Below are 26,431 nucleotides of genomic sequence, written 5' to 3' on the forward strand. Positions count from 1 at the left end.
TCGCGCCCCGACGGTCCTAATTACGCGATGGCGCGGGTCCGGTGGAGTCACGGATGACGAGGGTCGGAGCGAGCATGGTCTGACGAATGGCTCGTCCTGGATTGCTCAGCCGTTCGAGCAATAGTTGCATGGCGACTTCGCCGAGCTCCGCCTTGGGTGGGCAAACCGCGGTGAGTGCTGGGCGTGCGAGTTTGGCGATCTCGTCGCCGTAGGCGATGACGGAGATGTCCTCCGGCACGGTCAGTCCGCGCTGAGCTAGCAGTTCGACGACGACGAGGGCCGCCTCGTCGGAATGGGCGATGATCGCTGTTGTCTCTTCGGATATGCAGTTATCTACGAAGGCCTTGATGCCTTCTGTTCGAGCGTCACCGATTAGCTCGGTGGTGTCTCCGCGCGGGGACTCAGTATCTAGACGCAGATCGGAAAGAGCGTCCGCCCAGCCCTGGGCAATCAGATGACGTGAAGGGATCCGCTTGTCGGTGAGCAATGCGATATGCGAGTGTCCTAGAGCAGCCAGGTGACGGACGGCGAGCGAGGCGCCACTCGCGTGGTCGGTGATGACGGACTCGAACAATCGGGAGTGTGGCCCGTGAGGCTTCAACGTGCGTTCGATCAGTACGGTCGGCTTGGTGACGGTTTCGAGGAACTCAACGAGCTCGTCGCTCCCGGGCCCTTCAAGATCGGGGACCAGGAGCAGGCCGCCGATCGACTCGTCTTCCGCCATTCGGCGGATTTCGACCAGGTTGTCCTTGGCCGCGAAGGTGGATCCCTGCAACTGGAGATGTGCGCCCACGCGATCGGCAACGATGTTGGCCCCTTCGATGATGGTGGGCCAGAAGAAGTCGAGTGAAGGGGTGATCAGACCGACGGTGATGTCGGATTGCAGTGGTAAGGCCTGGTTACCCGGGGCGGAGATACGGCGGGCTCCGCCGCGTACCTGCTCAAGCAGCCCTTCCTCGTCCAAAAGCGCGATGTCGCGCCGGATGGTGATGGGAGACAGCCCGAGGCCAGCCGCCAACTCCGCGACTCTGACTGAGCCTTTGGCGTTGACGGTTGAAACGATGTACTCCCGTCGGCTAGCAGGGAGGGTACGGTTGGGACTCATGACGCGACTCCGATCGATAGGCAGAACACCCCTTGCACGGTAGCTTCGGGCAGCGTCCAGGATATGCGGTTGATGTGATCTCCCCACGCTTCACGCAAGAGCGGGTCTTCGATGTCACGTCTCTCGATGTGCGGAGTTCGAGCGCCACTCCACGTGAGTAAAGCGCGCCTGCCACCGCCGGAGGGCGTCAGCAGCAGCGCGTCAGGGCGTTGCGTGATGTCCCCGGCCACGAGAAGGCGCTCGAGGCTTCGTAGCTGGAACTCGGGAGTAGTCGGCAGGGCCCATGCATCTTCGAGGGTGACTACGCCGTCGCCGTCGGGCTGTAGGCGCAAACTGCGGTGCCAAACCGCGTCCGCGGGAAGTGCGTACGCGCCGGCGAGGTCCATGTCCAGACCACGCGCTCCGCCGGGGTGGATCTGGTCCGTGCCGGAGATGCGCTTGACGTCGCGTGCCCTGAACCTTGCCCCCTCGCTCTGCTCACGGCCTGCGATGACCGGAACCGAGTGCCAACCGGACCGGTTAGTCCATATTTCGTATCGCCTGGGTGAGAATGACACAGCAGTGTAGGTCGGTTGACCGAGGTCGATGACTACGGGGATGCCGTCCAGCGCAACCAGGAACGAGCCGACGTCGTTGTGGTTGTGGTGTTCGTTGTTGGTTCCGGCTTTCGCAGCGAGCGCCAGTCCCCGCACGTCGCCCGCACGGGGACGGTCAACGCTCACCTGGATACTTGGCAGCCAAACCTGTGCGGGGAGGAAGGAACCCTCGGAAGTGACTGAGTCAACTGCTGGTTCAGAGCCGGCCGCACACCAATCCTCGTCGGCGAGTGCGACTAGGGCGTGTTATGTAAGTCGTTTGAGTCAGTGGTCGGTGCTGGCGATGTGGGTGGTGGCTTGGTAGCGGACGGCGAGCTTGTCGTACCTGGTGGCCATGGCCCGGTTCTGCTTGATCTGGCCGAAGCAGCGCTCCACAGCGTTGCGGTCCTTGTAAGCGATCGGGTCGAAGGCGGGCGGGCGCCCGCCTCGGGATCCCCCGGCGCGGCGGTGGGCGGCCTGGTCTGCCTTGACTGGGATGGCGGCCTGAATGTGATGGTTGCGCAGCCAGTCACGATTCGCGCGTGAGGAGTAGGCCTTGTCCGCCAGCACCATCTGCGGCCTGGTGCGGGGCCTTCCCGGTCCCGGATGGGCCACCCGGATCTCTTCCAGTACGGGGATCATCATCGGGCAGTCCGCTGCCTGTCCTGCTGTCAGCAGCAGGACAAGCATGCCGCAGGCGGCATCTACGGCGGCACGGGTCCTTGGTGGACCACCCGCCCCGAGAGGTTCCCAGGGCGTGGTCCTCGGGCTCCCCCTCCACCAGCTGCGTACTGACTCTTTGCGGGCTCCGGCGGCGTGCACGTGCGCCCGGCAGGTGGTGGAGTCCACTGACATCCTCCAGCCGACTTTGCCGGCGGCGTCGGCATGGGTGACCAGTGCGGCCTCGATGTGCTCCCACACCTCGCCGGTCTGCCAGGTCCGGTACAGGGCGCAGGGCCCTCCACCAGGGCCCGTAGTGGGGTGGTATGTCGCGCCGGCGCCCCTACTCTGGTTGTCCGCCGCATGGCGTTGATCATGGCCCGCAACGGGTACACCCGGGGGCAGCAGGGGCTCGAGCAGCTCCCGCTGGGCATCGGTCAGGTCATGACGGGCGCAGGCGTATGTACTCAATGGTTGAGGCCTTTGGCGGTGTCACGGTCTGATCTCACACCACCCGTGATACCCCAAAGGCCTCACCCGTCCCGCACACCACGCCGACCACCCCACCCGACTAACGCAACACGACCTAACACCCCACAACCACCAAAATCCAACCCCACCACGCCAACGAGAAACCACGATCACGACGCACCGTCATCAAAAGTGGTGCGAACCAGGCCAGATATCAGACAACCCACCTGGGACATTGCCGACCCGATGACCCGACGGGCAAGCAGGCGGCGAAATTGTGGCCAAGCTCATAGTGTGTTGAGTGCCACTATCGTGCTAGACTCAACTCGCGACCCTGGGAAGCCTTGAATCCGGTCGCACCACATATTCCTGACCAACCACCGAGGAAGGGGTCCCTGTCATGGAGTCACAAGCCGAAGTAACCTGGATCGAAGAGGTCGGAGAACAGTCTTTCGACACCGATGTCTTCGGTGCGTGCAGCACCAATACCTTCTCCCTGAGCGACTATTGGGGCAACAGAGGATATTGGTGCACTCTAACGCACGAGTGCATGAGCTGGTGCAAATAGTCAACCGAAAGCGTTTCTGGAAAGTGACCTTTCTCAACAGATCGCCGCCCCAGGTGGCACTACCCGGTACGCCACCTACCGTCATACCATAAACGCCCAGAAGGAGAAGACATCATGAACAACCTAGAGCTTGGCAAGTATCTCGAATCTGACATGATCGCCGTTACGGAGGAAGACGTGGAAGGGGGAGCTACGCCTGCGGTAGCAACCGCCGCCCTACTCGCCGTAGGGGGGTTTATTTCTCACAATACCTGTCCAACGACGGTGTGCACCCGGGCTTGCTGACACGTCTCGTCTCCCTGAACTCTCCCTGAACCGAGTACACAATGATTGCATTTGCAAAGGAACTCTACCCCGAGCTCACGAAGGCAGACTTCGATAAGTCGATAAAGCCCTTGCTGAGGGTTATTGACAACTATCCTGAGGAGCGTCACCGTGAATTCGTAGCCGTTCCGTTCAGCCTCGAGGTTGAGTTGTACCCATTCCACGTGCTTTGCAAAGCAATAGCGGCAAGCGTATTTCGCGCCGCCTGGAACGTCGAACTTGATTCCCTGCTTGCGGATCCTCAGACGTTCGCGGATGCCTGCTGCGAGGAGCTCGCGCAGCTGGTTTCCACCTATCTCATGCGTCCGTTCTCAGAAGATATCAAAGTTCGTGATCCGCATCAGTTGCGGCCAGCGGAAGGATATCAGCAGTATATCCGAAGCACCTTAGAGAACAGGTTCTCCGAGTTCTCGGCCACCTACGCAACCGGATGGAGTCGCTGTATCAGGGCGGCGAGGCTTCGCGCTAAGGCATTATCGGAGGTCATTAAGATCACAGAGGAGCATCGGAAAGATCTTGCGGAGAAGCTGAACATTGAGGAGGGTGTGACTATTCGACATCTGTCTTTCTCGGGAGATACGCATGCATACGGGCGCGCGGTGACGATTATTACCTTCGATAATGGCCAAAAGGTGATATTCAAACCGCGTTCGGTTTCGGGTGAAGTAGGTTATGCGAAACTCGTCGATATCCTCCGCGAGCGGGAAATTGCGGGCTTCCGAGCAATGAAGGCGCTTGACCTCGGCGACTGCGGGTTCACCGAGTACCTAAAATCGCGGGACCACGAGCCGGACTTCGTAGCCGCTGGACGACTTGCTTGTCTTCTATATCTAATGGATGCGGCAGACATGCACTACTCTAATGTGTTTTGGACTGAACGGGGCCCAATCCCTATCGATCTTGAGACACTTTTTCATCCGGCCAGGGTGCGCGTCGGGGAGCCCGAGTCGCCAGATAGCGCACACAGGATACTCGAACGATCGGTATACGGGACTGGAATATTGCCGCGTGTCGTCACCTCCCGTCAGCGCTCAGGATCGTTCGACATTGGTTTCGTAGGCAATCGTGAGATGCGAGGCGGGAATCCATTTAGAAACTATGAAATCGTTAATCCGTATACGACCGACATCCGCGTGGTTTGGCGCGACGAAAAGCATTCGATCGAACTCGATGACGATCCAAGCCTCCGAATGAAAGTAGACCGCGCGTGTACCCAGATGGAACAAGGGTTCATCGAACTATTCTCACGAGTCCTTGCAGATAAAGATAACTTCGTAGACGCCGTTTTAACGGCCTTCGACGGCGCGAGGTTACGTTATATACATAATCCAACGGTTCAATACGCGCAGATATTGCGTACGCTCGGAGGAGCTGAGCCGAGCCGTGACCGCAAGCTTAGTAGCGGCCTACTGTCGCGCGTAGCGATTCTTAGCGTATCTGCTGAACCTGTGATTGTCGAAGCTGAATGCAACCAGCTTTGGAGAGGAGATATTCCGTACTTTTGCACCTCGTTCGGCGGCACGCGCGTGACCGCAGACGGTACCTATGTTTGCGAGCTTTCGAAGTCGCCGTGCGAATTGTTTCGCCGGAAAATGACGGAACTTAATGAAGATGACATGCATAATCAGCTCCGGATTCTCCGGCTTGCTTTCGTCGCGAAGCTGTCGGACCCGCATTTCAACAGGAGGTTGACGGCAGAGCATGGCGATGAATATGTTGACGAATACATTGGTGACAAACCTGCGATTGATGCGAAATATGTTCTGTATCGCCTAGCTCGATCCCTATACGAGCGCGCACTAGATGACCGTTTTGAGCATCTGCCCAAGACTTGGATCGGCCCCGTGGCGCAATTCGGAAGTCGCGAATGGTCGCCTGGCGTACTTGGCTACGATCTATATTCTGGCCGAGAAGGGCCGGCGCTTGCCCTTGCGTGTGCAGGTAGCGTTCTCGAAGATTCCGCGTTAGCGAAAGTTGCAAGCGAAGTGTTTGATCGCTCCGCAGCCATCCTAACTGCAAAGACGTATGAGTTACGCAACGTAATGGCCTCCGGCACAGGAGGCTATTCCGGCGTAGCCGGGCTGCTTTGGTCTATGCATGCCGCTGGTCGCGTCACTGGTAATCTGTCATGGCAGGTCGCGGCAGATCGTGCGTGGGACATCATTGACGACAACTTTGGCGAGCTCACTCCAGACTCTTTCGACATGATTAGCGGTAACACCACGTCAATCATAATGCGGCTGAGGTGCACCAATCGATTCCCTTACAACGAAGCGGTGGTTGATCGGTGGGTTGCGGCCGCACGCAATCGCATGCAGGCAGATCGAGATCGTATTACTTCAGGACTCGCTCACGGGCTCGCCCAGGTGTTGTGGTTCTTTTCCGAGGTCGCCTCGGTGCGGCCTACTCCGGAGCTGGAGCGACTAGTTATGGAAGTCGATCGGCGCATTTGCACCGATTATCTGAGCGCCGACGGATTGGTGCAGTGCTATCCACAGGCGAATCGCGATACTGTTTCGGCTTCTTGGTGTAACGGTCAGGCGGGATTGTTAATCGCTTACACCTCAGCCCAGACTGCCGGCTTCAGGACCAGGTTAACCGCGTCGGACATCGTTAGGCAGATGCGTGCAAGACCGTTGCCAGCGTTGCCCGTGCTTTGCCACGGTGGTCTCGGCGTTATGGAATCGCTGCGAACAGCGAGGATGGTAGCTCCGGAAGCACTGGCCCTACAAAGCGAACTGGAGAACACGCTGTTCACTCCTCACAGACTCTTGACATACTTCAATAAGGAGCGGGGACGTTATGCGTTGAGCCCGGGGGTTATGTCGGGTCGTGCAGGAGCGGTGCTGCATCTATGTACCCGGGTGTCCTCCGCGCATTTTCCATCGGTGGTAGATCTGACGCTCTAAGGAGGAAACAGTGAGTTTCAGCCGCCGAACCCCGCGCGTGCCTACTACTCTTCAGGTTTCACAGACCGAATGCGGGTTGTGTTGCATTCGGTCGATTCTCTCCGCCTATGGCCACGAAACGACCATCACTGCGCTTCGACAACGCAAGGAGCCCGGGCGTGATGGCTTAGGGCTACAACAGATGATGCAGTTGCTTCGTGGCTTTGGGATGGAGGCTGACACGTTAAGAGTCAACGACGTTCGAGGGCTAGACATTATTGACTGTCCGTTCATTGCGTTCTGGAAGGGAGGGCACTATGTCGCCGTGGAGTCGATAGGACCCAAAACAGCCACCGTAATGGATCCCGCAATTGGACGCATCAAAATGACCCGCGCGGAGTTGATTGCGGGATTTGATCGCTATGTGTTAGTGGCTTCGCCAGGCGCCGAATTCATTCGGTGTCAACGTTCGTGGACTGACCGGTGGAGGAAGGGATATATATGGCCGGAGGGAGCTGGTTGGCGATACCTTGAGATGGGCTTAACAAGTGGATTGCTTGTCGCGCTTACGTTGAGTATCCCGCTTGCTACGCAGCGCATCGTTGACGAAGGGTTTGCGGGACGTATCAGTTTCGCTCGAGCGCTAATAGTTCTCTGTGTCGGGGCGCTGATCATGTTTGCGTTGAGTTATTGCCGGACACGAGCGGCGGTCGGAATGGTACGTCGCTTCGGCTGGCACTTGTCGCGAAATGCATTCGTTCGTCTGCTTTCGCTTCCGGCGCGGTACTTTACCGTTCGTGCACCCGGGGAGGTTGTATACCGGCTAAATGCGCTCAATCGATTGCCGGATCTGCTCGGGGTTACTTTGATTCAGGGTATGCTTGATCTTCTCAGCGGCCTTGCGGTGTTAGTCTATATATTTTGGACTTCGCCGCTCGTCGGTGTCATTGCTATAATGCTCGTAGGTGCTATGGTTTGTTTTCTGGCACTCTCGCAGCCGGTTGTAAATCGCGCCATGGACTCTGAATTGCATGAGGGCACATCTGCGCAGAGCGTTCAGCTCGATGCACTGGTGTCGATCAATAGTGTCAAGCTTGGCGGATACGTCGGCACTTACATTCGGGATTGGGAGACGAGTTTCCGCCGGTTGTTGCTAGCGTTGTCGCGCCGCATGAACATGCAGGGTGTTATCGGCTCCGTTCTTTCATCCACCCAGGCGTTCGCGCCACTTGCACTGCTGGTGATTTGCATTGACCTCGTGCAGCGCGACTTGATATCTATGGGACAAGCTGTTGCGGTCCAAGCGGTTTCTTCGTTACTGTTTGGCTACGTTCAGTCGGCGTTCAGCACGTGGACCGACACGCAGCTCGCTGGCCGCTATTTAGATCTTGCGGAGGATATATTCGAGTATCCCGAGGAGCGAGTGTCAGGATCCAAGAGGGAGATTAGTAGCGGCCGGATTGAAGCTAAGCATTTGAGCTTTAGATACGCAGCTGATTCTCCTGACGCATTGTGTGATATCAGCCTGTCAGTTGCTGCAGGGGAGACAATAGCGTTGGTGGGCGTTTCCGGGAGCGGCAAGACCACCCTTGGGAAGGTGCTATGTAGTCTATTCGAACCCACGAGTGGAAGTTTGGCGATCGACGGCGTGGACGTAAAAGAATACGATTTGGCGGCATTACGCAAGAGGATTAGTTACATCCCGCAGGAGGCGCATTTGCATAACCGCACCATTTTGGAGAACCTACGACTAGGGTGCGATCTGCCGGATGAGGATATTATGAACTTCTGCCGCAAGATTGGTTTTCTCGATTTCATAGATAGTTTTCCGATGGATTACCGTACTCCAATTTCTGAGCTAGGTGCGAACCTGTCGGGAGGTCAGCGCCAACGCATTCACATAGCGCGAGTGTTACTGCAGTCGCCGGCATTATTGATAATGGATGAGGCTACGTCATCGCTCGACAACATTACTCAACGAAATGTCTATGAAAGGCTAGCCACCCTGAGTTGTACGAAGATTGTGATTGCTCATCGATTTGCGACGATTCTCAATGCTGATCGAGTGGTTGTCCTCCAGGACGGTGAAATCGTGCAGGAAGGCCGCCCGACCGAGTTGATGAGGCAGCAGGGCAGGTACGCCGATCTCTTTAGATTTGAGATAGGGGATGTAGACAATGCAACGTCTGTTTGACCGCATTCCGGGGACGCTCGACAAGTATTTCGAGAATGAGATACAGTCAGCGCTCCGCCGCGCACAGGCGGCTATTCGTGGCCAATCGGTAATTCGAGTTGCGGTGCGAGTTCCGGGGCTTGCATTGAAGAGAATGCTAACGCAAAGATTCTGGGCGCTCGTCCATAAGACCTTCGTTTACGAAATGCATCTATTCCGTGAAGGACAAGGAATGCCGGTAGATTCAAGCTCAACGGATGCGTTTGACGCCTACGTGGCTGGTTTTGGAGTTCAGACGCTCGACGCGTGGTTTAGAAAGTACCCTGAGCTTGCTCGGATGGTTAATACGATGGTGCGTAGAACGGCTTGTTTCGTGGTCGAGGTCTGCGAGGCATTACGGGACGATGCGGAGCGTTTGGTTGCTCATGGACTGGTGGACGGCGACGTGCTCATAAGCGACATGGTGGCGCTGGATTCGGATCCGCATAATGGCGGTAAGGTGGTTATGGCGCTCGTCGACAGCGATACTAAAGTCGTCGTGTATAAGCCAAGGTCACTAGCGCTAGATGTCTGGGTACATGGGCTCTTTGTCGATGTGCTGGGCAACTCATGCGTCCTTCGTGAGAGTCCTATCCCCGTGACTTTGGACTGCGGCGGCCATGGTTGGCAGCGATATGTACATAGGCAAGGTATAAACACTGAGACACTTGCTGCGGAGGCGTATCGTAATCTTGGTTTCGCGTCTGCAGTATTTGTCTCAATCGGTGCAACGGATTTGCACGATGAAAATGTGATATTCGCGGGCACGCAACCGTATTTTGTGGACCTTGAGACCGGCATGCGTGGCACGAACTTCGGCGATACAAAGAATCTTGTTGAGCAGATGGCGACAGAACTTGCACGTTCGATTTGTGCGACTTCGATAATACCAGCGAAAATGCCGACAGTACCGCGTTCTGTACTCGTAGGCACAATCAATACGCCCTATCCCCAACACACGCGGGAAGAGGTGTTTACGGTGCGCAACCCGGCGACAGATGCGATGGACATTGCGAAGGAAGAAACGGTAGTAACTCGTAAGGCAGAGCCTTTACGATGGGCGGACGGCCGTCCGGCAGATCCGCTACCGTTTCAACAGGACTTTGTCGAAGGATATAGGCTCGGTTACCTTAGTGTGCTGGAACGGCGTAAAGCGATGCTCAAAGCGCTCGATAGCGCCGTTTTTCCCGTACGGCGCGTGTTACGTCCTACAACGCAGTACGTGCATATGCTGAGTGCGGCTCTATTCCCAGAGAATCTGGTCAGCGAAGATGCGTTGAATATGGTCTTCGAATACTTACGTCCGCCGGTGGGAGTGTTGACGCCTGACGTTGCGGGGGAGTTGCTCAAGCAGGAACGCCAGGCGCTTAGCGATGGAGACGTTCCCTATTTCTACCACTATTCTGACGACACCCGTCTCCGTTCTGGCGGGTTTATATCTGGTCGTGCCTTCATGACTTCGGCGATCGAGAACGCGGCTGAGTTCATCGCAGGAATGTCGACGCATGGGCTGCTGTTGGATGAACGGCTAATTGGCGAAGGCTTCTCGGAGATTTGCGTGGCTATGTCCGCTTACCTAGATTATGAGGTGAATGCGCAAGGGACCCCGATGTTCGCCAAATGTATGGGTGTCACAAACGATGAAGATCTTCCGTATGCGATTAGCGAGAGGTTGGCGGAGTTAGCAATTCACGGAACGGGTGATGTTAAGGGGGCAGGTTGGCTTTGCGGAGGCTATGGCGAGAAGCCAGCTTTATATCACTCAGAGGGTTTGGTCTCGCTCCACGACGCGGGCGGAATAGTGTTTCTGCTGGAGCACCTCGTAGATTGCAGTTGCGCAGACACCGGACGTTGGCTAACCCTCCTTGATGAGGCGCGTCTGGGCCTGCGCAGTCTGTCGGAGTGTTTTTCACGTGCGCTGGAGGTGTGCGCGCAATCGATTGTCGCTGGTACGTCGTCTGTCGAGTTTGTGCTGAACCATGGCGCGAGACGGCTTCCGTGTGCCGAAGCGTCGGCACACGCATTGCTTGCTCGGAATTCGTCCTTAGGTGACGTGTTTGGCGGCGGAATGGGACTCGCGTTGACGTTGCCAACCTTTCCGGATACTCCAGAAGGCCTGTTGAAGAATCTGTATGGACGGGTCAGTGAGGAACTCGCTTTGGGCACGCTTCAGGGCGATGGCATTGCGCACGGGCGGCTGGGTGCTCTTTGGGCAATGTTGCGACTATCGCTCCGTCTTGGTGATTCGCTGGGCGTCTCCCGCGTGTTGGATGAGCTCTCTGAGATCACTTTTCCGTTCGGCTGGATCACATCTGGCTTCTGTAATGGTAACGCTGGTTTGCTCATGGTTGCCGCCGAGGCCGAGGGCACCTTTCCCGGTACGTTTGAGTTAGGCGAGCTCGCCGAGGCGGTGGTAGCTCTTCCGAAGGAGGATATCCCAATTGACTTGTCATTGTGTCATGGCGCTGCGGGAGTCCTTCAGTCATTATTGTGGGCGTACGAGTGCACGGGTTCTTCCGAGTTTGAGGTAAGGGCGCGAAACTACTGGCGCAAAGCGCTTGAGCACGCTCGGAAGTATGGGTATTATACCGGAGAGTTACACCGTGACTATCTGTGCGGGTATATGCTTGGTTGGGCAGGTATTGCTGACTCGGGTTTGTTGGTAAGTATGGAAAGTAAACGGCGTTGGCTTCCACTTTCCATGGCAAGTTCAGCAGTTGCATGATCGCACATGGGACTCTACGTTTAGTTCGGTTGCTCTAGGCAGAATGGGAAGGCAGCATGCGGACACTTGTAGCGGCGGTGGAAGGCCGCGAGGATGAATCCGGGTTTAAGGAATTGGGCCGCGTTAAGCTGGGCTCATACTTGGTTGTGTTCGGGACTGTTGATGTAACAATACCGAGTTTCGACGCCGTCTCGTCTGATGATCGCGATAAAGTATTGTTAGCGGTACGGTCATTGTCGTGCAACTTCCGAGACAAAGCTATATTGATAGAGAACGTCCGCGCGTTTCGGGGTGGTGGTGTTACTTTCGTTCCGTTCGGATCCGAGTTTTGCGCTGAGGTGCTCGAAGTTGGTGCAGACGTTTCGGACTTAACACCTGGTGATCGTGTAATGGGTAATGGGGCATACCCATATTCCGGCGTCCATGGCGTGATGCCTGGAATCCCGACGAACTTTGCTTCGCTCGGCTATTTCAAGTTGCCGCGGGCCAAGCTGGCGCGGGTTCCTGATGGGATGGATGATGTCGCTGCGGCAGCTTTCTCTCTAGGTGCGCAGACTGCGACCGCCATGGTCCGAAGTTCAGGTATTGTTGATGCGGGAGGCAACCCGATCGTATTTAGTTGTCGGTCTTCGACCGGATTGTTTGTTATTCAATGTCTATTGAGCTACGGTTTTGTGCCTGTTGGCGTGTCGAGCTCGGAGTGGACTTCTGAAGAACGGAGCCGAATTGCGCCGGCGACTGTACTGAGCTCGGTAAAGGGTACGCAGCTTCCGGATGGTACTGGTAGGTTTACGCATGCCTTCGACCCGTTTTTCGACGTTAATTTTAGCGCTGCGGTACGTTGTTTGAGCGTGGGGGGTAGGTATATGACGTGTGGTTTCCGGGATCAACACCCACTCTTTTCGGAAGGCACGCCGGAGACAACGGAACCGATTGTGCGTGAAGGGCTTGCGCTCGCGATCCCTAAATTGCTGACTATGAAGGCACACTGCCTCGGCACCGGCGACGACCTTGATGAAGCGATCGTTGGATTTCAGAATGGCGTCCTGGAACCAGTTGTGGATTCGGTTTTTCGGGTCGACGATGGTATTGAGTTTGTGAACCGTAGTTTTGTTGACCGGAGTAGATTCGGTAAAGTGGTGCTGCAGCTAGCGTGAGCAACGTCGACACAGGAAGGATAATTTACGCTATGATGGATAAGATGGTTCGTTTCTTTCTGGTCGTGATAGTCGCGGTCGGAGCCGGCGATTTAGTCGGAGAGATGTGTCGTAGCCTCGGCGGCAGCGTTTGGCTACCTCGCGGACTCGGTGCGGCTACGTCTGCGGTCGTTGCGATTTTGGGGTACTCTTCTTTTAATCGAGGTAAGGGTGTGGACGAGTGAAGGAGGCAGATGTGTCCGCGAATGAGGCCGTGATTACAATTGATCATTTGGCTAAACACTACGGGAGGGTTGATGCCGTTGTCGACTTCACGTTCGGCGTGACTGCCGGTTCGGTTGTTGGGCTGGTTGGCCCGAACGGCGCGGGTAAGTCGACCGCTTTACGCTGTCTGCTTGGACTGGTTTCTCCGACCGCCGGATCCGCGACGGTGTTCGGCCGTCAGTATGTAGAGTTAAGTAATCCCGGCGTCGTTGTCGGCTCGGTGTTGGATGCTTCCCGGCAGCATCCGGGAAGAACGGGTACGAGCGTGTTGCGTTGCGCTGCTACCGTTCTCGGAATATCTCGCAACCGGGTTGATGACGTGCTTGATATCTGTGGTCTTACGCGAGCGGAAGGGCGCCGGAGGATTGGCACTTACTCGTTGGGTATGCGACAACGCCTGGCGCTTGCTTTGGCGTTGTTACCTTCTCCGGACGTGCTAGTGCTTGACGAACCTGTGAACGGTCTGGATCCCGAGGGTATCCGTTGGATTCGGATGTTGTTGAGGGACTTTGCGGGACGGGGCGGTACGGTTCTCGTTAGTTCGCATCTCTTGGCGGAGATGGAGCGTATCGCGGACGAGGTGGTTATGGTTGGCCACGGTCGGGTTATTGGCACGGTGGAGGTTTCAGAGCTAGCTCACAAGGGAGTTGACTTAGAGAGTGTTTATCTCGAAGCTACGGCGTCAAGCTCACGTGGGGGTAATGATGCCCGCGCGAAATGAACAGGTGTCTGATGAGTATACTGGAGGTGGTGTTCACATGGGTTCGACGCTGTCCCGTGTTGTGAGGTCCGAATGGCATAAAGCTACGAATACCGTCACGGCGATCACAATATTGGTGGTTACTAGTTTGTTGACGATCGGGATGACTGTGGTTGCGACGGTCCTTTTCCGGGACGGTGAGTCGTGGATCAGAGCATACGGACAAGTCGCTAGCCCGGCCGTTACGCTGCTCGCGGTTCCCTTGATGTTGTTGGTGTGTGAGGAGTGGACTAGGGGGACGGCCCTTGTCACCTTCGTTCAAACTCCTAAACGATTGCGTGTGCTGTGGGCGAAGGCATTAGTGGGGTTGGTTTTCTTGGGAGTCGCATACGCGATAACTCTAGTGTTGTCGGCGGTGGCAGGATTGTTCGCTCAAGAGTTACGCGGGATCGATGTTACGTGGGAATTCCGGCTTTTTGAAGTTCTTGCTTTAGGGCTACCGCTTGTGGTCAATGTTGGTTTTGGTCTCGCTATGGCTTTGTTGTGGCGCGAAACAACGCTGGCCTTGGGGGCGTACTTTGTTGTACCGCCTATCACTGTGCTACTGGCTCAGGTGCCGGGTATAGGGCGGTTCGCAAAATGGGTGTCGCTAGAGCATTCGTCGTCGATATTTGTGGCCGGAAGTGATGGTGTGTCCACGGCGCAGGTGTTCGTTTCGATTGTTACCTGGGTAGTGGTGCCGGCGGCGTGTGGAGTATGGCTTGTGGTGAGAAGCGATATTTCATAGTGTTTTGGCGGTGTCCTATGTCAGGGGCTCGGCAAAGTCGCTGGTTAGGGGGTTGTTGGGAGTTTGATGGCGTTGGTGGGTCTTCGGGTCATGGCCCGGTTGGCTGAGGCGATGCCGGTGGTGGCGGGGCCACACGTAGGTGGTGCGGATCAGGCTTATGGCCAGGTTCCTCAGGGTGGCCATCACCTGCGGCCTGGCGCCTGTGCGCAGCTGGTGGCGGTCCTCGTCGTAGGTGACATCGCGCACCCAGTGGAGTCGGTTCTCGATCGCCTAGGTCGTGTTGTGTAAGTCGTTTGTGGTGGTGGGGCGGTGCTGGCGATGTGGGTGGTGGTCTGGTGGCGGATGGTGAGTTGGTCGTGTCTGGTGGCTGTGGGGCCCGAGTTTGAGTGGGCTGCGTGCGCCCTTCGGGAGCTCGCTCGCGCCTTCGTGAGCTCGCTTGCGCTGTTGGGAGCGTCGTCCCGGAGCCGGGTTGTCGACGTGGGTGCCTGTGGGCGGGCCGGTTGTGTGCTTAGCGAGGATTGGTGTGCGCAGTCAGGCGCGTAGGGCGTTCCCGCGGTGTCGGGGGCCTGGTTGCCGACAGTCGAAGGGGGCGAGTGGGTCTTGTACCGGCCCGGTTGGACCGCCCACGCCCCGTTGGACCGCCCACGCCCCGTTGGACCGCCCACGCCCCGTTGGACCGCTGTAACCGGCGGCTACGGCGGTCCAACGGGGGAACAGGGGTCCATCCGGGGAACAGCGGTCCAACTGACAGGCTCAACATCCACACACCGCCACCCAAGTACTTACACAACAGGACCTAGTGGCCCTGCATCCAGGCGGCGACTTGCTCGGGCTGGGCGTCGGGCGGGTATGGAGCAGATGAGGTAGACGACCTCGGTGGTGGTCTTGGTACTGCGCTTGGTGTTCTTGCCGCGGGTGTGGGTGGTGCGGGTGCGGCGTATCTGTAGTACTTGGGCGGCGCCGGGGAAGCAGGTCCACGCCGGAGCCTGGACGGCTTTGATGGTGCGGCGTACCCGCCGCCCGTGAGAGGTGTCGACCCCGGCGATGGCGGGGACGTCGGCCCAGGGCAGGGCCTTCAGCTTCGCTCTCAGGCCGGGCTGGTTGCCCTTGACGGCCAGCACATAGTCGGCGCCCCGGTCGCGTATCCGCTGCGCTGTGTCGGTCTGTGTGCAGCGCATCAGCGGTGACCACCGCGCCGGTAAGGTCGTGGGGCGCCAGCAGGGGAGCCTGTCGAGTTTTCTGTGTAGGCGGGTTGTTGCTTGCAGGTAGGGGCGGATTCGTTCGGGGTAGGCGGCGGTGAGCTGGGCGAGGGCTTGCTTTGCCTGTTGGTGGTGACTTGTCCTTCGACCATGCGGCCCTTGGCCTTGCGTTTGCTGGCGGGTAGGTTCTTCTCCTTGGCGCGTTCTCGGGCGCGCTTGACCCTCGGGTGTTGCAGACCTGCCGGCCACAACAGCTCCCGCGGCGGCCTCATCGGAGCGGGTGCTGGCCCCGGTTCTTCGAGACCTTGCGCAGCTGGTAGCTGGGCGACTCGATGGAGTTGGTGGAGGGGGTACCTCCCACGCAGTGGGGGAGAGATGACCCGGCGCCCCGTCGGCCGGAGTACGCCAGGAACGGCCGTGTTACGCTCCCAGGCCCGCTCCCAGGTCGTCACCGCCCCTGGGGATACTTGGAGCCCCACTGGTCGGAGAAATCGGCCAGGGCCCCCAGGGCGGCCTCCTCGTTGGGGGCGGTGTAGACGGGCTTGAGCGCTTTAGCAGGCCTGCTTGCGGAACCGCATAGGCCACGAACCGCATCCAGGGGCGCGAACCCGGGTGCTACCCACGCAGGTCCGGGGCCAGGCAGTGTCGGGCCAGGCCTGCCTCGCTTCGCCCTGGGGCAGGCCGGTCAGCCCGTCGCATTCCCCCGCGGCGCTGGCGCTCTCGTGCGGGAGGTGCCCCCACTACGATCAGCACGCCCCTATGATGCCGCGGTTGTGCCGGCACGGGCGCACACGAGCCGCCCTTCAGCGAGGCTCCTTCCTCGCCCCTGCACCCAGATACTTAAGTCACGTGCGAGACAGCCGTCCATGCCCGTCCCCCCACGGCGATGCGGGGCCAGGCCTGGTGGCCCGCGCGGTGGTCGGCACGGACCCTGGGTGCGGATGGCGCCCCTGGTAGATGACCGGGAATGAGGACTCCACCCAGGGGTCGGCTGGGCCACTCAAGGACCGCCTCGCACACGCCCGTCGGTGACCTGTGTTGATCGCCCCCGCCCCGACAGCACCCGCCCCAACGGTGGTCTCCAGGTGGCGGGCGGGGTCTCCCGCACCCTCAATGCCGCCGACGTACAGGCTCACAATCATCGAGTCCAGGCCGCCCCGTGCGCCGCACGGTCCTTACGTACCAGGCGGGGCGTGAAACTTCCGGCCCGGTCCCGGGGGACCACAGGTCTCGAACGGGACCCACCTGGCGAGTCGATCGTCTTGGTCGTGGTGCCATTACGGGCATTCTCCCGCGCCGCGGTGGTGTGCTGGCCCTTCCCTGTGGCCCAGGTGATCGAGCCGGCTCCGCCAGCCTGGCCCCGCACCCCTAGGCCTCCTTCAACAAGACCGGCAGCAGACCGTCAGCACCGGTGAGCACCCGCCTCGCCGGACCCGGGCCTGCTCAAACAGGCCGTCCAGCGCGCCGCACGGCAGCCAGCTCCCGGGCCACACCACGCCCAGTCGGAACGGTCCCAGACGGCGCGGCGTTCTCCTCATCACTCACAGTCATGACAATAGGTCCTCTCAATCAGGGCTTACACAGACCATTGAACACGCCCCTAGACGATCTCCGGCTTCCTGCCGCTGACCTATCTGCTCGATGCGCTGCGCTGGCCGCTGACGGGCGTGGCCGAGCTGAGCGACGCTCTGATCAGGCTCGGCGTGACCGGCGCGGTCGGAGCGGCCCTGTTCTGGGCCTCCACCAAGCTCATGCGCTGGACGTGAGATGCTGAAGCGGCCCGGCCTCGGCGCGGTCCCTGAAAGCAGGTGGGGCGCCCTGCCAAGATGGCGGAACGCCCCACCTGTAAACATCACGCTCGTCCTCATGCCGGTACGAAAGGAGCACTTCTTATGAGCGACTTCGACGAGGCCGCCGCGCATGCTCTCGGTTCCGGAGGGGCCCGGCGCGTGCCGCGCCGGCTGCTGGGGCTTACGGCTGTCGGCGCCGCTTTGGGCGGTGGGGCGTGGTGGTGGCTGCGTTCAACCGGGGCCGTGGCCGTAAGGCCGGTGGAGGTCATGGCCGAGGATCCCATGGGTGCCGACACGATCGCCGGTTACCAGGCGGTGCGCTCCAGCCAGTCGCCGTCGCCGAGCCTGTTGTCCAAGCCGTCCACCGTGTGGCTGCGGCATTGGTTTCGCGGCGACGCCGTCGCACCGGAGGACCTCATGGGCGAGCTGGTGGACTACGCCGTCGATCACGGTTGGGCGGGCGGGGAGTACTCGCTGCCCGGCGCGTGGGAGTCCTCCCGCCAGGATCAGCGGCTCGACGGCCCACTGAACTTGCTGATCTCTCTGGTCGACGACGCCGATCCTGCCGATGCTCTGCATGGTACTGTGCGTGTGTCTCTGACCTACCGGTGAGTGAAGGCGCTCTGTGGGGCCTGCCTCTGACCCAGCTCTGACCCGAATTGTCTGATATCTGTCTCTGTTCCTGCCCCTTCCCTGAAAGGTGTTCCCCATGATGTTCCGTCCCCGGCGCAGTCTGCGCACCCTGCTGGTAGGTCTGCTCGCGCTGACCATCCTGGTCCCGTTCCTGATCGTTGCTTCTCCCACGCCGGCGGCGGCCGCGCAGGCGGGCGGGAGCCTGCGGGTGGTGTTGTTGGGGGACTCCTACTCTGCGGGCAACGGTGCCGGGGACTACTACGGGGATGACAAGAGCGCCTACCGTAGCCGGAACAACTGGGCGCACCGCTATGTGGACTGGGTCAATACCCAGAACGTCTCCGCCACTTTGACCAATCTGGCTCACAGTGGCGCGGTGACCGACGACCTGCTTGGGAGATCGGGTCAGGTGGCCGCCATGCCTACCGACACCGACCTGGTGATGCTGACCATCGGCGGCAACGACGTGGGGTTCGCGGACATCGTACAAAAGTGCTTCACACTGGGACTGCGTGACGCCAAGTCCTGCAAGACCAAGGTCGACGGGGCCAACGCGTTGATGGACGACGTCATGGGCTCCACCCGCAACATTTTGCAGCTGATCGACGATCGCCTACCCGACGGCGCCCAGGTGATTCTGGTCGGCTACCCGCGCCTGGCCACCTCCCGCAGCTACATTCTGAAGGACCTCTTCGGCTCCGTTTCCTACGACGCCGGCACCGGGGTGCGTGCTCTGAGTGAGACTGCCCGGGACAAGCAGGCCGCTATGGTCGAGAACTGGAATGCCACCCACCCTGGACTGAAGGTCACTTATATTGACGGCGTGGTGGCGGCTTTTGATGGGCACGAGCCTGACCCTGCCACGAATTCTCGCAACGACTACCGGTGGTTGAATGAATTCTTTGAGACCCGCGGCCGCCTGGCCGCCAACGGCAAGACGACCTCCACGTTCAGCCTGGACGCCGCCGAGTTCTACCACCCCAACATCATCGGCCACCAGCAGATGGCCAACCTCATCATCAACCAGGTGGGTGTGCCCTCCAATGTCAAGCCCGCAAGTAGCCCCGCGATTGTGGCGGCGTCCTACGCCGTAAGTGACAGCGTTACGACGGCTGAGGACGCACCCGAGGCGTGGATCCAGGGCCCGTACGTCGCCAAGGAGGGAAGCACCCTAACCCTGGACGCACGCGGATCCCATGCCGACGACGGAGACATCACTACATACGAGTGGGACCTGGACGGCGACGGAGTTTTCGAGCAGACCTCCACCGAGCCGGTCATCGACTACACCTTTGCCGACCTGTACGACGGACAAGTCGGCCTGCGCGTGACCCAGGACGACGGTCAGACCGACGTGTACACCACCCAGGTGCAGATTACCGACGACGGCGACAACACCCCGCCCGAGCTCGACAACTGCCCGGATGCATACAACTACAGCCAGTCCGACTATGACGGTGATGGCATCGGCGACGTCTGCGACCCCGACTCCGGCTACCCCACCGAGGATCAGCCCGGAGTGTGCGTCGTCGGCGAGAACTGCCCCGACGACGATCAGGCAACCGCCGCCCCTGTGCCCACGCCCGACGGTGCGGGCACAGCGCCGGATGCATCAGACCCGACCGACTCGGCAACTACGGCCGCACCGGCAGACGCGACGGACCCGGAACCGGCCGCTCCCACCCCGGATACCGCGGGAGATGCGGCCGCGGCCGGCAACCAGCCAGCAACAGCCGCCGATAATCCGACAGCACTGGGAACGGCCGTGGCGACTGAAACGCCGTTATCACTGCCGACAACCCCGGCCGGCTCAACGGCACACGACGCGCGAACCCGCCTGGCCAACACCGGATTCAGCGCTGGACTGCCCTTTGCTGCTATCTCTTTAGCCGCTACAGCTGTCGGCACCGTCCTAATCCGGGGTGCCATACGCAGGCAACTAAGGTGAGGTAGCCAAGGTAATGTCCTCCAGCTATTTTCCGGCGCTGCGCAGGCGCAGGGAGTTGGTGACCACGATGACGCTGGAGGCGGCCATGGCGGCGCCGGCGATCATCGGGTTGAGCATTCCCGCCGCGGCCAGGGGGATTGCGGCCACGTTGTAGGCGAAGGCCCAGAACAGGTTCTGTTTGATGATTCGCAGCGTGTCCCGGCTGATGCGGATGGCCGTCACCACGGCGTCCAGGTCGGCGCGCACCAGGGTGATGTCCGCGGCCTCGATGGCCACGTCCGTGCCCGACCCCATGGCGAAGCCCAGCCCGCGCGTGCCCGCCTGAGCCAGGGCCGCGGCGTCATTGACGCCATCGCCGACCATGCCCACCACGCGGCCCTCGTCTTGCAGACCGGCGATCACATCGCGCTTGTCGCCCGGCAGCACCTCGGCGCGCACGTCGGCGGCGTCGATACCGACCTCCCGAGCCACCCGGGCGGCGGTGCGGCGGTTGTCACCGGTCAGCAGCATCGGCCGGACGCCGAGCTCGCGCAGTGCGGCAACCGCCTCCCGGGAGGAGGAGCGCACCGTATCCCGCACGGACAGCACCGCCCGGGCGACGCCGTCCACGGCGAGTACGACGGCCGTCGCCCCGGACTCCTGCGCGGCGGCGACGGCGTCGGTCGCCTGCGTGGGCAGGTCCACGCCCTGCTCCGCCAGCCAGGCGGGGCGGCCCACCCGGACCCGGTAGGCGGTTCCGTCCAGTGACACGGTGCCGGACACGCCCCGCCCCTCGTGGTTGGAGAAGTCCCGCACCGCCGGCACCTGCTCGAGCCGTTCCTTGGCGGCCTCGGTGATCGCCCGGGCCACCGGATGCTCGCTGGCGGCCTCCACGCTTCCCGCCAGGGCGAGGGCGGCGGCCTGTGTACCGCTGAGCCCCGGGGCGGGGTGGGAGAGGTCCTCGAAGGCGTGGTGGGGCTGGCGGGAGCGATCCGAGGAACGAGGATCGCGGATGGTAGCCGAGAGGGTCTCTCCCACCCCGCCCTCTACTTCGGCGGCGTCCCAGGTGACGATCCCGTCGGCGTCCAGGCGCATGCGGCCCTCGGTGACGGTGCCGGTCTTGTCCAGCACGATCGTGTCCAGCGTGCGCGTGGACTCCAGCACCTCCGGGCCCTTGATGACCACGCCGAGCTGGGCGGCGCGCCCGGAGCCGACCAGCAGCGCCGTCGGCGTCGCCAGCCCCAGGGCGCAGGGGCAGGCGATCACCAGCACGGCAACGGCGGCCATGAATGCGTGCTGCGCCGGGTGCCCCAGCAGCAGCCACACCAGCAGCGTGGCCAGGGCCAGTACGATCACCGCGGGCACGAACACCCCGGAGATGCGGTCGGCCAGCCGCTGCACGGGCGCCTTGCCGGCCTGCGCGTCGGTGACCATTGCGCCGATGCGCGCCAGCGTGGTCCCCGCGCCCACCGCCGTCGCCCGCACCAGCAGCACGCCGGAGGTGTTCATGCAGCCGCCGGTGACGGCGTCGCCGGGGCCGGTCTCCACCGGCACGGATTCACCGGTGAGCATGGACGCGTCCACGGCGGAGCGGCCCTCGATGACCACGCCGTCGGTGGCGATCTTCTCGCCCGGCCGCACCACGAACAGGTCTCCGGCGGCCAAGGCGTCTATCGCGACCGTCTCCTCGGAGCGGGTGGCATCGGGTAGGGGGGCGCCGTCGTCGTCGAGCACGTCGACGGCGTCGGTGGAACCGGCGGGGGAGGTCAGTGTGACCCGGGTGGCCTGGGTGGCGCCTAGCTGAAGCAGGGCGCGCAGAGCGTCGCCGGAGCGGAAGCGGGCGCGTGCCTCCGCGTAACGGCCCGCCAGCAGGAAGGTGGTCACCCAGGCGGCGGACTCGAAGTACATGTGCACCTGGTGCCCCTGGGCGCGCGGGATGAACTCCATGCTCATGCGCATGCCCAGTTCGCCGGCGCCGCCGAAGAGCAGTGCCCACAGACTCCAGCCGGTCGCGGCGATCACGCCCAGGGATACGAGCGTGTCCATGGTGAAGGTGCCGTGCCGCAGCGCTCGGAGGGCGGAGCGGTGGAAGGGCCAAGCGCCCCAGGTCGCCACCGGCAGGGCCAACGCCGCCAGCACCCACTGCCAGCCGGTGAACTGCAGCACCGGAAGCATTGACAGTGCCATCACCGGGATCGACAGCACCAGACTGACGATCAGTCGGGTGCGCAGGTACTCGGCGCGGTCGGCCTGCGACTGGCCGAACACGGGGGGCGGTGTCGGCGGCGTCGCGGAGTCCGGGGCAGTCGACGTGCCGACGGGCCCGGTGTCGGCGGCGGTATCGGTGTTCGGGAGGAGTGCCCCGGCGTTGTCGGACTCGGAGGTGCTCGCCGTACCGGATCCGGGAGCCCGCTCGGCGCGGGCTTCGGCGGTGGTGTTGGAAGTGGCGTCGGGCGCCGGGGCGCCGTCGTCGGCGCGGAGCTCGGTACGGTCGGTGACGGTGGCCGTATAACCGGCCCGGGCTACCGCGTTGATCAGTTCCTCGTTGGACACCGGCTGCGTCAGCGTGACCTTCGCGGACTCGGTGGCGAGGTTTACGGAGGCCTCGACCCCGTCGAGCTTGCCCAGCTTCTTCTCCACGCGCGCCACGCAGGAGGCACAGGTCATCCCCCCGACCGCGAGGTCGACGGTGGCGACCGGCGCCGGGCTGGGGGCGAGGTCGGTGGTGGTGGGCTGAGTCGGCTCAGACATGTGTTGATCGGCCTCCAGTGTGAGCTCAGGCGGCGTCGCGTTCGACGGCGTCGAGGGTGTAGGCGCCCGCCTCGTCAATGGCCTCGGCCAGGGCGGCGTCGGACAGGACGACGTCGGAGACGACCGTGGCCACGGACTGGCCGCCCTTGTTGAGAATGACGGAGACGTTCTTGACGCCGTCGAGGGCCTCCAGCTCCTCGGTTACATGGGTGACGCAGTGGTCGCAGGTCATCCCCGAGATCCTCAGGGTGGTGGTACGGTCGACGCCGTCGGCGGTGAACTCGGACATGATGGGCTCCTTGATTTCGGTGTGCGGTTTTGGGTCTGGCTTGCGGGCGGCGGATGCCGGCGTGGGCGGGCGCAGCCCGCGAGGCGGGGTCAGGACTTGACCAGGCGGGCGATCGCGTCGGAGGCCTCGCGGATCTTGGCGCGGCCCTCCTCGTCGGAGGACTGCGCCGCGTGCAGGACACAGTGGTTCATGTGATCCTCGAGCAGGCCGAGGCTGACAGCCTGTAGCGCCTTGGTGACCGCGGAAACCTGGGTGAGTACGTCGATGCAGTAGGCGTCCTCCTGGACCATGCGCGAGATGCCGCGCACCTGGCCCTCGATGCGGCTGAGCCGCTTGAGGTAGTCCTCCTTGGTTCCCGTATATCCGGCCATCACTCCCCCTGCCCGTACGTGGTGCACGTAGTGCCGGCCGATCTGTGCTGACCGACGGCCCTTACGATACCCCTAGGGGGTAGGGGTTGCAATGCCTGTTGGGTGGACCGGACACCTCACCACGAACGCTTGCTGCGACCCTTCGCCTCCTGGTGTACGGGAGTTTGCCGCACACCAGAGAACAAAGCCTCGGAGCAGGGTGCAAAGTGTCGGGGAAGGCGACGGATTCGGCGGCTGGCACCCGATGTCTGAAATCTGGCTGCTTGCAGCTGCATTCAGTGGGGGAGGTGGCGAGACCCAAGCAGATGGCACGCAGGTGGTGTCACAAAGTGCACCACTTTCATTCGTGTCGATGTACGGCCGACACTGTGATCCGCGTAATCATGCGGATGTCCGTAGAGGGTCACCCGCGGCCTGTGCTGAAACTGGTGCATTCCGTGACAGCGATGCGGGTGGTTCCCCGTATCGAGGCTCTCGTCAGGAGGAGAGTGTGGGAGGGATGATGCCTGGGCTGAGATGCATCGGCTGTGGGATGCTGGTCATATGACTGAGCAGCGCGTCCCCGCGGATCTGGAGGCCTCATGGGCTCCGATCGGCTGGGAACCCAGCGACATCGGCTTCGACGACGCCCCCTTCGGCAGTGTCCTGGGCGACCCGCTCATGGGCTCGCCCATCTTCGACGTCTCGGTGCTAGACGCCGCGCCCGCCTCTGAGGCGGGTGGCGCCGATGCGCGTCCCGCCTCGTCATCCGGCGCCACCCGGCCCCGCACTGCTCAGCCCACCACCCGCAAGCAGCACCAGCAGGCCACGCACACGTCCAGCCACCGCCAGTCCACCGCCCGGCCCCAGGCGCAGCCCGCCTCCCCGTCGGCATCGGGCCGGGGAATGGTGGCGCCGACCCCGGCTGTGTCGGTTCCCATGCAGCGGCAGTCCTCACGTGTCGCGGCCGGTTACGGTGTCGTCCCGACGCCGGGACCGCGACAAGTTTCCGGTGCCGTCGGCGGTATGCCTGCAGGGACAATGCCGCCCCCTGGCACCGGGAACCCGGCCCAGAATCCCTACGCGCCAGTGCAGTCGCACCGTCCGCGACCGGCGATGCCGTCCGCCACCGCCTACGGCCCACCGCCACAGCGGCCGCGTCCACCCGTCCAGGACCCCTACGGACGCCCTCCGGCCTCGGCGCCAAACGGCTCACGCCCGGCACCCCAACCGCGCAATCAGAGCAATCAGAACCAAGACACCAGCAACATCGAGAAGCTGGTGGCAACCGGGATCGGCTGGGTGGTCTTCATCCTGATCATGATCGTCTTCGCCAGCATGTGAGGCCCCGCCGCGCCTCGATGCCCGAGTCGTCTGGGCGCGTCGTCGCATACGGCGCACGCCGTCGTCGAAGGCGGCACCATCGCAGGTCGGCGCCCCTGCGGCACTGCGGCTCAGTCGTCCAGGTGACCAACCAGGCGGGCGGCCAGGCCCGTGTAGGTCGCGGGCGTCAGCGCCAGCAACCGCGCCTCGACGTCGGCGGGCATGCCCAGAGAGGAGATGAACTCGCGCATGGAGGCGGCCGTGACCCGCTTGCCGCGCGTGAGTTCCTTGAGCCGCTCGTAGGGGTCGGCCATGCCGGTGGCCCCGGCCACCGACGCCGCGCGCATGGCTTGCTGCACCGGCTCGCCCAGGACCTCCCAGGTGGCGTCGAGGTCCTCCGCCAGGCGGGAGTGGTCGACGTCGAGCCCGGCCAGGCCGCGGCGAATGTTGTCGATCGCCAGCAGCGAGTGCCCGAAGGCCACGCCCACGTTGCGCTGGGTGGTGGAGTCCGTCAGATCGCGCTGCAGGCGGGAAGTGACCAGGGTGGCGGCGAGCGTATCCAGCAGGGAGCAGGAGATCTCCAGGTTCGCCTCCCCGTTCTCGAAGCGGATCGGGTTGACCTTGTGCGGCATGGTGGAGGAACCGGTGGACCCCTGCGCACTCAGGCGCTGGCGGAAGTAGCCCAGCGAGATGTAGGTCCAGACATCGGTGGCCAGATTGTGGGCGATCCGGTTGAAGCGGGCGACGTCGGCGTACAGCTCCGCCTGCCAGTCGTGGGACTCGATCTGGGTGGTGAGCGGATTCCAGGTCAGGCCCAGGGACTCGACGAAGGCGCGGGCGATCTGCTCCCAGTCGGCGCCGGGCACCGCGACCACGTGCGCGCCGAAGGTGCCGGTGGCGCCGTTGATCTTGCCCAGGTACTCGGCGGCCTCCACCCGCGTGGCCTGGCGGCGCAGCCGATGGGCCAGAACCGCCAGTTCCTTGCCGAGCGTGGTGGGGGTGGCCGGCTGGCCGTGGGTGCGGGCGAGCATGGCGGCGTCGGCGTGCTCGCGGGCCATGGCGGCCAGGTCGTCCACCAGCCCGCGGGCCGCCGGCAGCCAGACCTGCGCGACGGCGTCGCGAATGGTCAGCGCGTAGGCGAGGTTGTTGATGTCCTCGCTGGTGCAGAAGATGTGGACGATCTCGTGCACCTCGGGCAGCGCCGTGGCGCCCAGGACGTCCGGGGCGGCGTCCAGGCGGCGCTTGAGCAGGTACTCCACCGCCTTGACGTCGTGGCGGGTGACCGCCTCGATCTCGGCCAGCTCGGCGATCTCCGCCGCGCCGAAGGAGTCGACGACGCCGCGCAGGTAGTCCTTCTCAGCGCCGGACAGCACGGGGGCGCCGGGCAGCACGCGGCGGTCGGTCAGGTGAATGAGCCACTCCACCTCCACACGCAGGCGCGCCCGGTTCAGGGCCGCCTCGGACAGGTAGCTGACCAGTGGCGCGGCGGCGGCGCGGTAGCGGCCGTCGAGCGGGCCGAGGGCGATGGCTGGGGAGACGGTGGCGAGGTCGACCATGACGCCGATTCTGCCAGCTGCGGCGGTGGCGGGGGCGGGCGTCTCAGAGAACGCCGTCAGGCGCCGCACGACCGGAGCAAAACCTGCTTGCGGAGGGCGCGCAGGAAGTGCGCAGTAGGTCGCGATGCAGGCGGGACGCGTCAGGCGCGACGGTAGGCGGTGGCGGTGGAGCCCTGG

Annotated in this window: 19 protein-coding genes and 1 pseudogene; 11 read left to right on the top strand and 9 right to left on the bottom strand. The window is 62.1% G+C overall.

Going from position 1 to position 26,431, the window contains the following annotated elements; translation table 11 throughout:
* Positions 1 to 16: 16 nt before the first annotated feature.
* The 3 genes from C3B71_RS00425 to C3B71_RS00435 form a co-directional block, all read right to left on the bottom strand.
* Complete coding sequence (locus tag C3B71_RS00425; RefSeq protein WP_108965339.1) at positions 17 to 1,105, bottom strand: substrate-binding domain-containing protein; 1,089 nt, start codon at positions 1,103 to 1,105, stop codon at positions 17 to 19.
* Entirely contained in the window at positions 1,102 to 1,827 is a 726-nt protein-coding gene (locus C3B71_RS00430) for a heparinase II/III domain-containing protein (RefSeq protein ID WP_159097591.1), read from the bottom strand. The genes C3B71_RS00425 and C3B71_RS00430 overlap by 4 nt, the downstream gene beginning before the upstream one ends.
* 138 nt (positions 1,828 to 1,965) lie before the next feature.
* The gene (locus C3B71_RS00435) at positions 1,966 to 2,811 is read right to left on the bottom strand and encodes an IS5 family transposase (RefSeq protein ID WP_199912538.1); all 846 of its coding nucleotides are present in this window, start codon (positions 2,809 to 2,811) and stop codon (positions 1,966 to 1,968) included.
* Between the two features lie 400 nt (positions 2,812 to 3,211).
* Here C3B71_RS00435 and C3B71_RS16840 point away from each other — a divergent pair, with 400 nt between their 5' ends.
* The 8 genes from C3B71_RS16840 (at position 3,212) to C3B71_RS15675 (ending at position 14,436) form a co-directional block, all read left to right on the top strand.
* Positions 3,212 to 3,379: a lichenicidin alpha family lanthipeptide gene (locus C3B71_RS16840; protein ID WP_108965343.1), complete on the top strand. Its 168-nt coding sequence runs from the start codon at positions 3,212 to 3,214 to the stop codon at positions 3,377 to 3,379.
* A 114-nt stretch (positions 3,380 to 3,493) separates the two neighbouring features.
* Positions 3,494 to 3,664 (top strand): class II lanthipeptide, LchA2/BrtA2 family, encoded by a 171-nt coding sequence (locus C3B71_RS16845; RefSeq protein ID WP_199912539.1) that lies wholly within the window; start codon positions 3,494 to 3,496, stop codon positions 3,662 to 3,664.
* A 41-nt stretch (positions 3,665 to 3,705) separates the two neighbouring features.
* Entirely contained in the window at positions 3,706 to 6,612 is a 2,907-nt protein-coding gene (gene lanM / locus C3B71_RS00445) for a type 2 lanthipeptide synthetase LanM (protein ID WP_108965345.1), read from the top strand.
* A 10-nt stretch (positions 6,613 to 6,622) separates the two neighbouring features.
* Positions 6,623 to 8,785, top strand: a complete 2,163-nt coding sequence (locus tag C3B71_RS00450) for a peptidase domain-containing ABC transporter (protein WP_108965347.1) — start codon at positions 6,623 to 6,625, stop codon at positions 8,783 to 8,785.
* Positions 8,769 to 11,528, top strand: coding sequence for a DUF4135 domain-containing protein (locus C3B71_RS00455; protein ID WP_108965349.1), 2,760 nt, complete (start codon positions 8,769 to 8,771; stop codon positions 11,526 to 11,528). The genes C3B71_RS00450 and C3B71_RS00455 overlap by 17 nt, the downstream gene beginning before the upstream one ends.
* A 56-nt stretch (positions 11,529 to 11,584) precedes the next feature.
* Positions 11,585 to 12,685, top strand: a complete 1,101-nt coding sequence (locus C3B71_RS15670; RefSeq protein WP_146752374.1) for a quinone oxidoreductase family protein — start codon at positions 11,585 to 11,587, stop codon at positions 12,683 to 12,685.
* Positions 12,686 to 12,920: 235 nt separating this feature from the next.
* Positions 12,921 to 13,670, top strand: a complete 750-nt coding sequence (locus C3B71_RS00460; protein ID WP_234415982.1) for an ABC transporter ATP-binding protein — start codon at positions 12,921 to 12,923, stop codon at positions 13,668 to 13,670.
* Positions 13,671 to 13,707: 37 nt separating this feature from the next.
* The gene (locus C3B71_RS15675) at positions 13,708 to 14,436 is read left to right on the top strand and encodes a hypothetical protein (protein WP_146752375.1); all 729 of its coding nucleotides are present in this window, start codon (positions 13,708 to 13,710) and stop codon (positions 14,434 to 14,436) included.
* A 144-nt stretch (positions 14,437 to 14,580) separates the two neighbouring features.
* On the opposite strand, the pseudogene C3B71_RS16850 reads toward C3B71_RS15675, so the two are convergent.
* Both C3B71_RS16850 and C3B71_RS16855 read right to left on the bottom strand, forming a co-directional pair.
* A pseudogene (locus C3B71_RS16850) lies at positions 14,581 to 14,703 on the bottom strand (ISAs1 family transposase); the annotation flags it as partial.
* Between the two features lie 515 nt (positions 14,704 to 15,218).
* On the bottom strand, positions 15,219 to 15,614 hold the full coding sequence (locus tag C3B71_RS16855; RefSeq protein ID WP_108965350.1) for a hypothetical protein: 396 nt from the start codon (positions 15,612 to 15,614) through the stop codon (positions 15,219 to 15,221).
* 1,913 nt (positions 15,615 to 17,527) lie between these two features.
* On the opposite strand from C3B71_RS16855, the gene C3B71_RS00480 reads away from it, so the two are divergent.
* Together C3B71_RS00480 and C3B71_RS00485 are read left to right on the top strand one after the other, a co-directional pair.
* Complete coding sequence (locus C3B71_RS00480) at positions 17,528 to 18,037, top strand: hypothetical protein (RefSeq protein WP_108965354.1); 510 nt, start codon at positions 17,528 to 17,530, stop codon at positions 18,035 to 18,037.
* A 97-nt stretch (positions 18,038 to 18,134) separates the two neighbouring features.
* Positions 18,135 to 20,006 carry an SGNH/GDSL hydrolase family protein gene (locus tag C3B71_RS00485; protein ID WP_234415984.1) on the top strand — a complete coding sequence of 624 codons (1,872 nt, stop codon included), beginning with the start codon at positions 18,135 to 18,137 and terminating at the stop codon, positions 20,004 to 20,006.
* A gap of 24 nt (positions 20,007 to 20,030) precedes the next feature.
* Here C3B71_RS00485 and C3B71_RS00490 read toward each other — a convergent pair whose 3' ends face one another.
* The 3 genes from C3B71_RS00490 to C3B71_RS00500 form a co-directional block, all read right to left on the bottom strand.
* A complete protein-coding gene (locus C3B71_RS00490) occupies positions 20,031 to 22,736 on the bottom strand; it encodes a heavy metal translocating P-type ATPase (RefSeq protein ID WP_108965356.1) in 2,706 nt (901 codons plus the stop codon).
* 25 nt (positions 22,737 to 22,761) lie between these two features.
* Positions 22,762 to 23,025, bottom strand: a complete 264-nt coding sequence (locus C3B71_RS00495) for a heavy-metal-associated domain-containing protein (RefSeq protein ID WP_073333677.1) — start codon at positions 23,023 to 23,025, stop codon at positions 22,762 to 22,764.
* 89 nt (positions 23,026 to 23,114) lie between these two features.
* Complete coding sequence (locus tag C3B71_RS00500) at positions 23,115 to 23,396, bottom strand: metal-sensitive transcriptional regulator (protein WP_108965358.1); 282 nt, start codon at positions 23,394 to 23,396, stop codon at positions 23,115 to 23,117.
* 543 nt (positions 23,397 to 23,939) lie between these two features.
* On the opposite strand from C3B71_RS00500, the gene C3B71_RS00505 reads away from it, so the two are divergent.
* The gene (locus C3B71_RS00505) at positions 23,940 to 24,719 is read left to right on the top strand and encodes a hypothetical protein (protein WP_108965360.1); all 780 of its coding nucleotides are present in this window, start codon (positions 23,940 to 23,942) and stop codon (positions 24,717 to 24,719) included.
* Between the two features lie 110 nt (positions 24,720 to 24,829).
* On the opposite strand, the gene purB is transcribed toward C3B71_RS00505, so the two are convergent.
* Positions 24,830 to 26,254, bottom strand: coding sequence for an adenylosuccinate lyase (purB, locus tag C3B71_RS00510; protein ID WP_108969367.1), 1,425 nt, complete (start codon positions 26,252 to 26,254; stop codon positions 24,830 to 24,832).
* Between the last annotated feature and the right edge of the window lie 177 nt (positions 26,255 to 26,431).

This window comes from Actinomyces sp. Z16 (genome assembly GCF_003111765.1).
Classification (GTDB): Bacteria; Actinomycetota; Actinomycetes; order Actinomycetales; family Actinomycetaceae; genus Actinomyces; species Actinomyces glycerinitolerans.

Excerpts from the sequence above, each read along its gene's own strand:
- C3B71_RS00425 (WP_108965339.1), bottom strand. The coding sequence starts at position 1,105 with ATGAGTCCCAACCGTACCCTCCCTGCTAGCCGACGGGAGTACATCGTT.
- C3B71_RS16840 (WP_108965343.1), top strand. The coding sequence starts at position 3,212 with ATGGAGTCACAAGCCGAAGTAACCTGGATCGAAGAGGTCGGAGAACAG.
- C3B71_RS16845 (WP_199912539.1), top strand. The coding sequence starts at position 3,494 with ATGAACAACCTAGAGCTTGGCAAGTATCTCGAATCTGACATGATCGCC.
- lanM (WP_108965345.1), top strand. The coding sequence starts at position 3,706 with ATGATTGCATTTGCAAAGGAACTCTACCCCGAGCTCACGAAGGCAGAC.
- C3B71_RS00455 (WP_108965349.1), top strand. The coding sequence starts at position 8,769 with ATGCAACGTCTGTTTGACCGCATTCCGGGGACGCTCGACAAGTATTTC.
- C3B71_RS15670 (WP_146752374.1), top strand. The coding sequence starts at position 11,585 with ATGCGGACACTTGTAGCGGCGGTGGAAGGCCGCGAGGATGAATCCGGG.
- C3B71_RS15675 (WP_146752375.1), top strand. The coding sequence starts at position 13,708 with ATGGGTTCGACGCTGTCCCGTGTTGTGAGGTCCGAATGGCATAAAGCT.
- C3B71_RS16855 (WP_108965350.1), bottom strand. The coding sequence starts at position 15,614 with ATGCGCTGCACACAGACCGACACAGCGCAGCGGATACGCGACCGGGGC.
- C3B71_RS00480 (WP_108965354.1), top strand. The coding sequence starts at position 17,528 with ATGAGCGACTTCGACGAGGCCGCCGCGCATGCTCTCGGTTCCGGAGGG.
- C3B71_RS00485 (WP_234415984.1), top strand. The coding sequence starts at position 18,135 with ATGATGTTCCGTCCCCGGCGCAGTCTGCGCACCCTGCTGGTAGGTCTG.
- C3B71_RS00490 (WP_108965356.1), bottom strand. The coding sequence starts at position 22,736 with ATGTCTGAGCCGACTCAGCCCACCACCACCGACCTCGCCCCCAGCCCG.
- C3B71_RS00495 (WP_073333677.1), bottom strand. The coding sequence starts at position 23,025 with ATGTCCGAGTTCACCGCCGACGGCGTCGACCGTACCACCACCCTGAGG.
- C3B71_RS00500 (WP_108965358.1), bottom strand. The coding sequence starts at position 23,396 with ATGGCCGGATATACGGGAACCAAGGAGGACTACCTCAAGCGGCTCAGC.
- C3B71_RS00505 (WP_108965360.1), top strand. The coding sequence starts at position 23,940 with ATGACTGAGCAGCGCGTCCCCGCGGATCTGGAGGCCTCATGGGCTCCG.
- purB (WP_108969367.1), bottom strand. The coding sequence starts at position 26,254 with ATGGTCGACCTCGCCACCGTCTCCCCAGCCATCGCCCTCGGCCCGCTC.